The organism is Acholeplasma sp. ORD1043 (assembly GCF_057808485.1).
Genome location: NZ_JAQLOJ010000009.1, coordinates 1 through 12,676, shown reverse-complemented (window position 1 = coordinate 12,676; position 12,676 = coordinate 1). Strand labels below are relative to the sequence as shown.

Annotated in this window: 12 protein-coding genes, 1 tRNA gene and 1 pseudogene; 1 reads left to right on the top strand and 13 read right to left on the bottom strand. The window is 28.8% G+C overall.

Annotated elements, in window-relative coordinates:
* Positions 1-66: 66 nt before the first annotated feature.
* Together PG914_RS04265 and PG914_RS04260 are read right to left on the bottom strand one after the other, a co-directional pair.
* Complete coding sequence (locus tag PG914_RS04265) at positions 67-1,158, bottom strand: restriction endonuclease subunit S (protein ID WP_488822469.1); 1,092 nt, start codon at positions 1,156-1,158, stop codon at positions 67-69.
* Positions 1,159-1,167: 9 nt separating this feature from the next.
* Positions 1,168-2,670, bottom strand: coding sequence for a type I restriction-modification system subunit M (locus tag PG914_RS04260; RefSeq protein ID WP_488822468.1), 1,503 nt, complete (start codon positions 2,668-2,670; stop codon positions 1,168-1,170).
* 343 nt (positions 2,671-3,013) lie between these two features.
* Here PG914_RS04260 and PG914_RS04255 point away from each other — a divergent pair, with 343 nt between their 5' ends.
* Complete coding sequence (locus tag PG914_RS04255; protein WP_488822467.1) at positions 3,014-3,262, top strand: GlsB/YeaQ/YmgE family stress response membrane protein; 249 nt, start codon at positions 3,014-3,016, stop codon at positions 3,260-3,262.
* 199 nt (positions 3,263-3,461) lie between these two features.
* Here the strand turns inward: PG914_RS04255 and PG914_RS04250 are convergent, their stop codons facing one another.
* The 11 genes and pseudogenes from PG914_RS04250 to rnr form a co-directional block, all read right to left on the bottom strand.
* Positions 3,462-4,160, bottom strand: coding sequence for a GNAT family N-acetyltransferase (locus tag PG914_RS04250; protein WP_488822466.1), 699 nt, complete (start codon positions 4,158-4,160; stop codon positions 3,462-3,464).
* 41 nt (positions 4,161-4,201) lie between these two features.
* Positions 4,202-4,396 carry an IS3 family transposase gene (locus PG914_RS04245; RefSeq protein WP_488822465.1) on the bottom strand — a complete coding sequence of 65 codons (195 nt, stop codon included), beginning with the start codon at positions 4,394-4,396 and terminating at the stop codon, positions 4,202-4,204.
* A complete protein-coding gene (locus PG914_RS04240) occupies positions 4,397-4,807 on the bottom strand; it encodes a DDE-type integrase/transposase/recombinase (RefSeq protein WP_488822464.1) in 411 nt (136 codons plus the stop codon). It lies immediately after the preceding gene.
* A 442-nt stretch (positions 4,808-5,249) separates the two neighbouring features.
* Complete coding sequence (locus PG914_RS04235; RefSeq protein ID WP_488822463.1) at positions 5,250-6,335, bottom strand: alpha/beta hydrolase; 1,086 nt, start codon at positions 6,333-6,335, stop codon at positions 5,250-5,252.
* A gap of 199 nt (positions 6,336-6,534) precedes the next feature.
* Positions 6,535-6,612: transfer RNA gene (locus PG914_RS04230), tRNA-Arg, on the bottom strand.
* Between the two features lie 5 nt (positions 6,613-6,617).
* Positions 6,618-7,031 (bottom strand): GNAT family N-acetyltransferase, encoded by a 414-nt coding sequence (locus PG914_RS04225; RefSeq protein WP_488822462.1) that lies wholly within the window; start codon positions 7,029-7,031, stop codon positions 6,618-6,620.
* Between the two features lie 2 nt (positions 7,032-7,033).
* Positions 7,034-7,912: a phosphatase PAP2 family protein gene (locus tag PG914_RS04220; RefSeq protein WP_488822461.1), complete on the bottom strand. Its 879-nt coding sequence runs from the start codon at positions 7,910-7,912 to the stop codon at positions 7,034-7,036.
* Entirely contained in the window at positions 7,905-8,882 is a 978-nt protein-coding gene (locus PG914_RS04215) for a patatin-like phospholipase family protein (protein ID WP_488822460.1), read from the bottom strand. Before PG914_RS04215 ends, PG914_RS04220 begins: the two co-directional genes overlap by 8 nt.
* Positions 8,883-8,925: 43 nt before the next feature.
* Positions 8,926-9,924, bottom strand: a complete 999-nt coding sequence (locus tag PG914_RS04210) for a patatin-like phospholipase family protein (RefSeq protein ID WP_488822459.1) — start codon at positions 9,922-9,924, stop codon at positions 8,926-8,928.
* Positions 9,921-10,391 (bottom strand): annotated as a pseudogene (smpB, locus tag PG914_RS04205) (SsrA-binding protein SmpB); the annotation flags it as partial. The gene PG914_RS04210 and the pseudogene smpB, both read right to left, overlap by 4 nt.
* A 46-nt stretch (positions 10,392-10,437) precedes the next feature.
* A complete protein-coding gene (rnr, locus tag PG914_RS04200) occupies positions 10,438-12,582 on the bottom strand; it encodes a ribonuclease R (protein ID WP_488822458.1) in 2,145 nt (714 codons plus the stop codon).
* Positions 12,583-12,676 lie beyond the last annotated feature (94 nt).

Genomic DNA, 12,676 nt, shown 5'->3' with positions numbered 1-12,676 from the left:
ATACTCACCCCTATTTTGAAAGTATTGATATTTATATTGTATAATTTTTATTAAAATAATGAAAGTTTAAACTACAAATTTCAATTTGTCGATTTGTTCTACAAATTTAGCAAACTCATTTTGAAATTCAATAGGTGGAACTGGAACATGTAGTATATCAAATTTTTTTGCATTTATTCCAGGTTGTGCAGCACCACTTTGGTTATTCTTAACCCACATGTTATACTCCTTAGTTTTTGTATATACAAATAAATAACGTGGGTTTATTTTATTGAGATCTAATTTGTATCTAATTAAATAACCTGCAAATATCTCATTTCCTTCTATAAAGGCATATGTTTTCCCAACTGTTGCACCCATTCTTGCAAATAAGAAATCTCCGTATTCTAATTTGTAATCAATATCATCTTGTTTATTTATAGAACAAACAGTATCATTATTTAATGTTCCATCATCGTTTATATCAGTAATTCTTACATAACGTGGCCTTCCACTTTTATATGGAACTGATGCAGATGAAGCTCCATATTCAGCCCTTGATTTTAATAAGTCTTTTAAAGATTTATATTCATAGTTTTTATTAAGAAATAACTCTACAAATCGGGATTTGATAAGTTGATCAAATTCAAATAGTTGTTGTTTTTTGTTTTGAATTATTAGTTGAGATTTTTTGAGTTGTTTTGAGATTAGGATTTGCTCTTCTATTGTAGGCACATCGTAAACCATCTTCTGTAATTGACCCATTTTTACACTTTTAAAGGTTGATCCAGTACTATTCTTATTTAGTTTGTCTTGGATAGATTTAGATGACATAAGATAACAAAAATATTCTGGAGTAATCAAATCTTTATTGATAGTAAATACAAAAACTGATTCATTCACATCCCAACTATCATCCTTATTAACCACAATAGCTGTATCACCAACTCGACCAATGCTCGAAAACAAAATGTCACCATTCTTAATTTGCGATCTTTTTTTGATAATTTGAATGGCTTCATCATCCACTTTATCTGTCTTATCACTAATAACGATTTTACCGTCACGTATATCTTTAATGGTGATGTAATTGTTACTACCTTTCCCTAAAACGAAATTTTTTCTTGGGTTTAGTCCGGTTCTTGAATCAACTACAAGTTCGTCAAATTTGTATTTCATCATTCACCCCTACAAATCTAAATTTAGTAGTGATTTCAATTCACTCTTTAGCATTTCAATTTCTTTATCTAATTCATCAATTCTTTTAATAATAACATCTGATGATTCATATTCTACTTTTTCTTGTTTTGTTTGAATGTATTTATTAATTGATAAATCGTATTCATTATCAACAATTTCTTGTTTATCAACAAAGAATGATTTATCAAATCTTGTTCTATCTACTTCATTATTTAAATTGTGGAATCTTTCAATTATATCATTGATATCATTTTGATCAATTTTACTTCTCTTATCATCAAGTGAGTAACCATCTGCTTCCATGTTATAGAACCATACCTTATCAGTTCCACCAGTATTTGTTTTTGTGAAAATTAAAATAGCTGTGGATACTCCAGCATATGGCTTAAATACGCCACTTGGCATAGAAATAACTGCAACTAGTTTCTGATTTTCAACTAATTCTTTTCTAATGGATTTATGTGCAGTACTTGAACCAAATAAAACACCATCAGGAACAATCGATGCTGCTCTTCCACCAACTTTTAACATGCGTAACATTGCAGCTAAGAATAATAATTCAGTCTTCTTTGTTTTGGTTACTGATAATAAATCTTTGGAGACAGCTTCATAATCTAAACTACCTTTAAAAGGTGGATTTGCTAGAATCAAAGTAAATTTATTAGCAATTTTATTTTCTTCTGAAAGCGAATCTTGATACTTAATATCTGGTTGATCAACACCATGAAGCATCATATTCATAGCACCAATACGTAACATAGTTTGATCGGTATCATAACCACTAAACATTGTTGTCGTATATTTCTCTAAATTTTCAGCTTTTAATAATTCATTTGCATAATTCTCATGAATATATCTTGCTGATTCAACAATGAATCCTGCACTTCCCATTGCCGGGTCTACAATCGTATCATTTAAAGTAGGTCTCATCATTTCAACCATCATTCGAATGATATGTCTTGGTGTTCTAAATTGTCCATTAGTACCACTTGATGCTATTTTTGCAAGTAAATATTCATAAACATCACCCATAATATCTTTGTTATTCAAATCAAGAGCATCTAAACCATCAATAACCTTTACTAATACTCTTGGTGTTGGCACCATAAAAACAGCATCTTTCATGTATCTAGAAAAAGCTGTATCTTTTCCATTATTAATTTGTTTAATAAAAGGAAATACTTTATCTTTTACAGTATTAAATAACAACTGTGGTTCAAAATCTTTAAATCTACTCCATCTTAAATTTTCAAATGGTTCATTGATATTTTCTTTTTCATCAATAAAATTACCTGATTTAAATAATAAATTTTTAGGTTCTACTCCTAATATTTGTGCATTTCTTTCTTTCTTTAATTGATTATCATCTAAAAGTTTGATAAACATTAAATATGTTACTTGTTCAATCACTGATAAAGGATTTGCTAATCCACCTGTCCAGAAAGTCTCCCAAATATTATCAATTTTATTTTTCAATTCACCTGTAACCATTTATAAATCTCCTTTATTTTGCTTTGTTGAATAAAATTATTTTCTATTTTAAAGTACTTAATGATATATTCATTAATTAACTAATAAATTGTGAAAATTTATTTTGTGCTTTATATACAGTTTAACATAGTTAAATAATTCAATGTTAATATAATATTTATTGCTTAATTAATTTTTATATAAGTTCGTGCATATTTAAAGACAATTTACATATCCTTTTGTGTCACTGTTTTGAACCATTAATTTTAATCCTATATATTTATTGATTTATTCATAAAAGCAAATTTTCACACCTAAAGTTAAATCCCAGTTATCATAAGGGTATAAAAGGAGGAGGAAAATAGTGTTAAATTTATTATTATGGTTACTCTTTGGTGCAGCAGCTGGTGGTATTGCAGGATGGATTTTAAAAGATAAACGTGGTTTACTTGGTGATATCTTAGTAGGTATCGTTGGTTCATTCTTAGCAGGTTGGGCCGGCAGCGGATTCCATGATTTCACAACCACTGAATTAAGTTGGACAGGCTTCTTCACTTCAATTTTAGGAGCTGTTGTGTTTATCGCTATTCTTAACTTTTTGAAAAGAAGATAACATATTTATTCTTAACAGAAAGAATCTTCAACAATTAAATACGTATCTAAATAATAATTACCTGATAGCTTTTAAAAGCACAGGTAATTTTTATATTTTACTTAAGAAATCAATGTAAGCCTATTACATTAAATATAAATTTAAAAAACCGCTAAAAATATTTGGCAGTTTCTTAAACTAAATTAAATATATTAAGTTTTTATTTCTTTATAAATTTTAAAATATCATCAAAATATTTTTTATCTAATAAAAATATTTCATTATTAAATGATAAACCAATCATTTCACCCATGATTGTATAACGAACAATTTTTTGCTCTTCTACATGTTTTTCAATATTGTCTTTTGATAAAAGTTCACTGGATACATTATGCTCTACATTATTTAATTGAACTAAATATTCATAAATCTCATCGACATCATCGCTATCTGCAACCCTAAAGCCAACTTTAGGATTATCAGTTAATGGATATGTCATAATTATTTCATCAACATCTAATTTCCCATTTTCTCTAAAGCCCAAACTATAATACAAGTGTTTGGCAACCTCGTTTCCTGGAACAAAAGATAAATGAATCATATCAAATTTTACTGATGATTTAATCAATTTAATAATTTCAATTAAACTAGCTTTTCCGTAACCTTTGTTTTGAAAATCTTTGCCAATCATAAATCTCCAGATGCCTACTGTTCTTTCATCTTCATCCCAATCAAGCAAAACAAATCCAACCATTGTTTCTTCATAATAAATAGCAAATGGTTTTGTTTTATTATAATGTAGCCAAGCTTGAGCTAAGGAGTAAACATTGGGAGCTATAAAATCTTTTTGTGAATCATCCACCTTTAAACGTATCACATCAACAAAATTGTCTTCATTTATTATTCTTAGTGTAATCATTATTATTATTTTCTTTCTAATAGTATATTGTATACATTTCATCATTGTATCATTAATTGATTCATGAGTCTATATTGTATAGGTGAATAACCACCTAGCGTTAGTTTAATTCGTTCATGATTATACCAATAGATATACTCATCAATTGTTCTAATCAGATCTGATAAATATTTAAACTTTTGTAAATATATGGTTTCGCATTCAAGTGTCCCGAAGAAACTTTCAACAACTGACATTTAATATGCATTACCTTTAGCACTCATGGATTGAGTAAATAATGATTTCTTAAGGTAATTACGATATTTAGGTGATTGATATAAAATACCCTGATCAGAATGTATGAGAAGCTTTGATAAATCTTCATTTGGATTAATCGCTTTCTTGAGTGTCTTAAGAACTAAATCCTCGTTTTGACTTCTAGAGATTTGATACCCTTTGATTTCTCCGTTGTAAAGGTCTTGAATCACAGAAAGATATAACCACTTACGATTGAACCTAAACTCTGAGACATCTGTGACCCAAGCCATATTAGGATCATCCTTCTTAAAGTCTCTTTTGAGTAAGTTTGGTGTAATTTTGTTTGATATTTGAAAGATATAGCGATATCTCTTTTTTCTTACCTTACAAACGATATGTAGCTTATTCATGAGATACCTCCTGCATATATCTTAGTTTACATTAAGTACAGGTTTTTGATATCAGTTCACTTTTTTATCAAAATATCTATTTATTACTAAAATTTATTATATTAAGTAGTCTTTTTTTCTCAAATCGTTCAAAACTAGGCCTAATCGTTAAATAGTTATTTAATAAAATTAAAAGAGACTCTCAATTTGCATTGATTATGACTATTAAATGAATCTAACTTGCTTTATAAAACTGGCGGATAAAAATTATACCCTTTCTGCCACCAAATAAAAAAGGTCTGATATTGTATCAAACCTATGCATTCAATATGTGTTAGTTGACCTATTTTGATACAATTACGCACCCTTAGTCATTTTACGCACCCCTAATTTTTATATTTTTAAGCTTGTTTAACCTAAGAATTTTTTAATAAAACCAGTAGTTATAATAACTAAAAGTTCATTATCTAATAAATTCACCAATCTTAATAAATACCATTTCATTATTAAGAATATTATTATGACTCTCTTCTTCTAACACAAGAGATTCTATGTTATTGCCTTTATCCATAACCTTTTTTGAAAATCTATATGGTATAACTTCATCGTTTAATGAGTATATAATCAAAACATCGGAATCTATATTTTCAATTCTTTCTATTGTTTTAAATTTAGATTTAATAAGTAATTCAAATGGACCATAAAATACTGGAAATCTAGCATTAAATACATCAATTAACGATGTATAAGGGGCTACTAAAATTAATTTATATACATTTCTTTGGCTACCTACATAGGAGGCAACACCTGTTCCTAAACTAAAACCCATAACAACTATTTTATTCGGATCTACATACTTCATCTTACTTACATAATCATAAACACTAAGTGACATTTTATTAATATCGTTTTCATTAGGTTTTCCACTACTTAACCCGTATCCAGGATAATCTACCATAACAAAATTAAATCCTTGATAATCTCTCCATTTTAACTCATTTTGATTCATAAAGAAAACAGCTGATGATTGGGCATTACCACCATAATAAATTATTGTTTCAGTGTTAGATTCATCAATTAATGCCCATCCATTATATTGATTTCCATCATTTGAAATAATATTGATTTTTTCATAAACACCTTCATTTCTTACTATATTCTCCGCACCTGGAGCGTAAGTTGGAAAATAAATAAATAAATCATGTATATTGATTATTGTATATGAAAATAATAATACTATAGATACTATTATTACTAAAATAGAAACTAATTTATGTGGTTTTAATATCTTTTTTATCAACCTATAAATACCATTAATACCAGTCTTTTTTTGTTTGTTAATTATTAATTTAAAGAAAATGATTAGTATTAATATTGGTATAAAATAAAGAAATGTTTTATAGATAATAATAAAGTCCAGTGGAATACTATTAAAATAGTTTTTATAACTTCTTATACTTACATAAATATCGTTTAAAAAAAAGTTGAAAATTAATATTACACCTATGTATATAATTATTTCAAATATGACTAGCCAGTTTTTCTTCATTTAACTTATCCTTTTGCAGTATTTTTATTAGACATTCTTTATATTAAATAATTTTTTTATTTGATGTAAATATTACATTACTATTTTTTTCATTAGGTGAAATTGATTAATTTTCACTTAGATTATAGAGAGATTGGTTCAATCTCTTGCTTAATATAATATCTTTTATCTTAATTTTTAAAACTATTTCAATTCAATATGGTGCATCCGACCGGACTTGAACCGGCACTCTTTTCCTTCGGAGGGAAATGCTTTAATCCAATTAAGCTACGGATACACAAACTATTTAATAAAAACCATTTTTTGATGTGGAATGCCACCATCTTTGTATTTTTTCCCTACTTCTCTAAATCCTAATTTTTTATAAAAAGGAATTACTTGAAGTTGGGCACTTACTGCTAAAACATCAAATCTTTCTAAGAAATAGTTCATAATTTCTGTTGATAATCCTTGATTTCTAAATGCTTTTTTAGTAACAACACGACCAATATATAATTGGTCGTGTTTGTTAATTAATCTTGCGTAAGATACGACATGTCCTTCTCTTTTAATAAAGACATGTAAAGCTTTAGAATCATATTCATCGATGTCAACTTCCATGATTTGTTGTTCAATCATAAAAACTTCTTGTCGAAGACTCATGATTTCTAGAAGTTCATAATTTGTTAACTCATCAAAGCTTTTAGAAAATACCATTTTTATACCTTCAATAATTTAAATAGATAAATTGAACCAGCTGCACCAAAGAAACCAATTGTTGCATAACGGATAAAGTCTAAAATTAAACTTTCAGCAATGATTGCTTTAAAGATTACACTCAAACCAAGATAAAGAACTGCAACCCCTGCACCACCAATCAAGGTTCTCCAAAGTATTTGTAAGCCTTTTGGTTTAACATCATACTTAATCACTAATTTATCTAGTGCATAACCCGCCATGAAACCGGATAATCCACCAACTGCAACATAAATATTCTTAACTTCATCATAAACTGGGTCAAAGAAAAGAATAGCTACTGCTGCTAAAACTAACGGAATCAATGTATATAATCCAAAAATGTGTTCTCTATCTTTCATCTTATCAACTAAGATTCCAACTAAGATTGAAACACCAATACCTACTGCTAAACCAACTAACACGTCAGTTAGGTAGTGTTGACCTAAATACATTCTTGAGAATGGTACTAGGATCATTGTAGCAAGTAAAACCCATTTTAACCATTTATTCTTTTTACCATGTGATTGGTATAATACAGTTGAAATTACGGCTGTGTTTTGAGCATGTCCTGATGGAAATGAATATCCATGTGTTTCTTCCCCAACATTTAATGCTGGATTTTCTTTAAATGGTCTTGGACGTTGAACTAAAGCTTTTAAACCTTCATTTACAATCGCACTAAAAATAAATGTAAAGACTAATTTAAATGCTAAGCGTTTATCAACAAACCAATAAACGACTAAGGCAACGGCAATAAAAATTAACTGATCACCAAATTCAGTGATGATTTGGAATAATGCATCCATGAAACCTGAACGCATTTGTTGGATAAACTCAATGATTTGAATTTCATTAAACATTGTTGCTTGTTCTCTCTTTCTTCATTTTCTTCATTTTTTTAAATACAACTTTTAATTCTTTTTTTGTTTGAATACGTAATGTCTTTATTTGATGTTCATTCTCTTTTGAAAGTTTAATATAATTAAATTTTTCTTTTATTTCAAAAGATTTGAATCCAAAGATATTCTTAAGTATACCTTCTTCATAAAGTCTTTCTATCATTGCTTTACCAACAACATACCCTAAGATATACTTTTCTTCTTTATATTTTTTGTTAAAAAATAAAAGTTCTAATTGTGTTAATGCAATATTTGGAATAAACACTTTATTTGATGTAAAGTCTATAATGGTTACATTTTTATCCTTGTACATATAAGGATTAAACTTATAATCAAGTGGTACAGCAAATATTAAATTACAACCATCTTTAATGAGCGGGTCAACTGGATAGTTATCTATCTTACCTGCATCCAAATAATTAAACCCATCGATTTCAGTTGGACCAAAGATGACAGGTATAGATACTGCCGCCATGACCGCCTTACATGGATCATCTGCCTTATTTAGGTCAAACACTATCTTTTCCATCCTATGAGGATTCATTTGATGAACCATTGATGTTTTGGAATACATTAAAGCAGCTGTTGCATAACCTTGATATTTAGAATTCCTAACTTCTTTTAAATTAACTTGTTCAATTAATTTTTTAGCAATTGGTTCAATGGAATACATTCTCGTTTCATTTTTGAAAATGTTCATTTTAGTACCAAATACATTTTCTTTATCTAGTTCATCCCAAATATTAAGCATTTGTTCATGTGTCTTTTTGCTCATTAAAAGAAGGGCGTTGATTGCACCAACAGAGGTTCCTGATAAAACTTCTATATGATTTAACAGTCCTGCTTCCTCTAATGCTTTAATGACGCCAAGTTGGTAGACACCTTTAGCTCCACCTCCACCTAGCATTAATCCTATTTTTACTGTAGCCATGAACAAGTCCTTACATTTAATTTATTTTTATTACATGATAATATTATTTATTCTGTTTAAGAGATTTTTGTTCGTTTTTAACTTCTCTTTTCTTTAACTTTTTCTTTAACTTTTCTTGTTTCTTAAATTCCTTTTTAGTTTGGAGTTTTAAGTTTTTAATATGTAATTCTTCTTGTTCATCTAATTTGATTACTTTAAACTCTGGCAACTTTTTAAAGAATTTCATGCCTAAGAAATTCTTGATGATACCTTCTTGATACATTTTTTCAATTAATTTTTGACCCACAACGTATCCTAATAATGCTTTTTCATCTTTAAAGGATTGATTGAAACTTAACGTATCAATGCTATCTTTAATAATGCTTCTTTCAAACGCTTCTTGAGAAGTAAAATCAATGATATTGATATCAAGTTGATCATATAAATATGGATTAAATTTAGTATCTAATGCAACCGTTAAAATTAAGTTACATTTATCACCAAGTAATGGATCAACGGGGTAATTATCAAGGATACCACCATCAACATAATAAAAATCATCAATTTTTGTCGGACCAAAGATAATTGGCATTGATGCAGATGCGACAACTGCTTTATATGGATCTTGCATCTTATTTAAATGGAAAACTCTTTTTTCCATTGTTTCTGTATTAATTTGGTGTGACATCGATGTTTTTGAATACATTAAACTTGATGTTGCGTAACCTTTAATTCTTGATTTTCTAACATCCTTCATGTTAACCATTTGAAGTAATTTATGTGTTAATGGTTCAACTGAATACATTCTAGACTCTTTATCAAATAGACTACCCTTTGTACCAAAAACATCACTTGCATCAATTTCTTCCCAAATCATAGACATTAATTTATGATTTTTCTTACTTAATAGAAGCATCGTGTTAATAGCACCAATTGATGTGCCAGAAATGGATTTGATGTGTTTTAATAGTTTGGCTTCTTCAAGTGCTTTAATTACCCCTAATTGATAAGCACCTTTAGCACCGCCACCACCAAGCATAAGTCCTATTTTTAGTTTACTCACAGACGATTTTTCCCCTTTAATAATTGTCTTTGTTCTCTTTGTAAATCTTTTTCTTTAATTGATTCACGTTTGTCGTATAATTTCTTACCCTTAGCAACAGCAATCTCTAATTTAATTAAACCTTGGTGTAATTGAACTTGAAGTGGAATAATTGTATACCCTCCACGTTCACGAAGACCAATAAGTTTATTAATTTCAGATCTGTGTAAAAGAAGTTTTCTTGTTCTTCTTTCTTCGTGATTAAAGATTGATGATGCTTCAAACTTAGCAATATGCATATTTAAGACAAAAAGTTCACCGTTTTTAATTGTGACATAACTTTCATTAATTGACACTTTACCTGCTCTAATACTCTTAACTTCACTACCTTGAAGTTGAATACCAGCAGTAAATTTTTGTTCAATTATATATTCAAATGTTGCACGTTTATTCGTTGAGATTACTTTCATCTTGAAATACCTTTTTTCTTTATATCGTACTTATTATTGTAACATAATATGTTACCTCTAAGCTTTATCTTCTATTTCGATTAAATGAATTTTGTTTCTTTTTATTTGATGACATAATTCTTGCTAAATCTTTTTTCTTACTTGGTTTATTACCGAGTTTAGGTTTACCATTAAACTCTTTTTTCTTTTCGTTTAATGTGAAGTCAATTTTTAGCTCCTTCATATCAACTGATAAGAGTTTAACCTTTAAGACATCACCTAAGCGATACTTCTTACCAGAATCGGTATAGAAAAGAAGTTTTTCTTCATCAAACATTAAATATTCATTCACGTTTTTAATATGGACAAAACCCTCAATACCATTATCTAGTTTGACATAAAATCCGCTTGGTGAAAATTGAGTAATTGTTACATCAAATAAGTTACCAACAAATGCACTCATGTATTCACATGACTTCAACTTAGTAACTTCACGTTCCATATCAATTGCGATACGTTCTTGAATACTTGCATGATCACTATATTCAGGTAGTAAATCAGCAAAACGATTAATTTCTTTTATTAATTTCTTTTCACTATGTTCAGTAAACATTAAGTTTCTTATCATGCGGTGAAGAAGTAAATCTGGATAACGTCTAATTGGAGATGTGAAATGAGAATAATAGTCACTACCTAAACCAAAGTGTCCAATTGGTTTTGGATCATATTTAGCTTTTTGCATCGCACGTAGTAAGGTCATATGAACAATATATTGGTACTTCGAATCAACTGCACCATTAGCTAATTTTTGAAGCATAAAGTGTGTTGTTTTAGCATTCTTATCTGCTTGGAAACCCATCTTTCGAAGCGTATCTAGAGCCATTTCAAGTTTTAATGGGTCTGGTTTTTCATGTACTCTATAAATTCCTGGTAAATCATGTGTATGAAAGTGCGTTGCTACTGTTTCATTGGCAAGAATCATTAAAGACTCAATTAAGCCTTCTGCTTCTTCAGTCTTACGTTCTTTAACACTTAAGACTTTACCTTCTAAATCCACTTCAAATTTAAGTTCACTTGATTCAAAATCAATGGCTCCACGTTTAGAACGTAATTGTTTTAATTTTAATGCCACTTCATTTAATCTAAAAATCATGGTATCTAAATCTTCATTACCAAGCGATTTGTTATTTTTAATCAGTTCATTAACTTTAGAATATGTCAGTCTATATTTAGATTCAATAATTGATGGGAAGATTTCGTATGAAATTAAATCCATATTTTCATTCATTACCATCTCACATGAAATTGTATATTTAGCCTCATGTGGATTTAAACTACATAAATCATTTGATAAACTATGCGGAAGCATAGGAATCACTCGATCCGCTAAATAAACAGATGTTGCACGGCGATAGCCCTCTTTATCAACTAAAGTTTCTTCTCTAACAAAATATGAAACATCAGCAATATGGACACCAATTCTAAACAAGCCATTTTCTAATTTTTCATAGCAAACCGCATCGTCTAAATCCTTAGCATCTTCTCCGTCGATTGTAACAATTAATTTATCTCTTAAGTTACGACGTGTTTTTTCTTCATATGCTTCATCAATTTTAATATTTGCAACTTCTTTTAATAATTCTTTACTAAAAGTATGTGGCCATTCGTATTCATTAATAATTTTTACAATTTCAATATCTGGATCATTTTGATGACCAATCACTTCAACAAAATCAGTGAAGATTCTAGTTGGCGTAACTTCTACCACTTTTAGCAATACTACATGGCCATCCACTAGATAATCTGGATATGCTTTTACCATAATCAGTTTATCTTTAGCATTGCCTGTTGCATCAAAACGAATATGTTTATTTGACTTACGAACGGTTGCTATCACTTGGGTGATACTTGATTTAATGATTTCTACGACATATGGATCATATGCGAAGTTATTTACTAAGACTAAATCATTATCCATCGCACCATTTAGGTCATAAAGATCAATTCTTATGTCACTATCTGGTTGAATTAAAAATGCAACTGTTTTTTTAACTTGGATAATACCTAGTTTAAATTTATGTTTTAATATAACACCATCTTGTCTTATATCAAAATATGGTGAAATAGCAGGAACTAATGTTTCTAACTCATCACCAAAAGCTGCTTTCATCTCTTCTTGTGTAACTGTTGGTTTATTTTGTTTGAAGTACCATTCAATAAATTTTTTCATGTACTGTTATTTCTCCTAATCAATTAATTTTATCATAGATAAAGTTATATCTTACCGTAAGCAGGCTAAATAAATAAAAAAGTACCCTGTAAAC

Excerpts from the sequence above, each read along its gene's own strand:
- PG914_RS04220 (WP_488822461.1), bottom strand. The coding sequence starts at position 7,912 with ATGTTTAATGAAATTCAAATCATTGAGTTTATCCAACAAATGCGTTCA.
- PG914_RS04245 (WP_488822465.1), bottom strand. The coding sequence starts at position 4,396 with ATGTCAGTTGTTGAAAGTTTCTTCGGGACACTTGAATGCGAAACCATA.
- rnr (WP_488822458.1), bottom strand. The coding sequence starts at position 12,582 with ATGAAAAAATTTATTGAATGGTACTTCAAACAAAATAAACCAACAGTT.
- PG914_RS04260 (WP_488822468.1), bottom strand. The coding sequence starts at position 2,670 with ATGGTTACAGGTGAATTGAAAAATAAAATTGATAATATTTGGGAGACT.
- PG914_RS04225 (WP_488822462.1), bottom strand. The coding sequence starts at position 7,031 with ATGGTATTTTCTAAAAGCTTTGATGAGTTAACAAATTATGAACTTCTA.
- PG914_RS04215 (WP_488822460.1), bottom strand. The coding sequence starts at position 8,882 with ATGGCTACAGTAAAAATAGGATTAATGCTAGGTGGAGGTGGAGCTAAA.
- PG914_RS04250 (WP_488822466.1), bottom strand. The coding sequence starts at position 4,160 with ATGATTACACTAAGAATAATAAATGAAGACAATTTTGTTGATGTGATA.
- PG914_RS04235 (WP_488822463.1), bottom strand. The coding sequence starts at position 6,335 with ATGAAGAAAAACTGGCTAGTCATATTTGAAATAATTATATACATAGGT.
- PG914_RS04265 (WP_488822469.1), bottom strand. The coding sequence starts at position 1,158 with ATGAAATACAAATTTGACGAACTTGTAGTTGATTCAAGAACCGGACTA.
- PG914_RS04240 (WP_488822464.1), bottom strand. The coding sequence starts at position 4,807 with ATGAATAAGCTACATATCGTTTGTAAGGTAAGAAAAAAGAGATATCGC.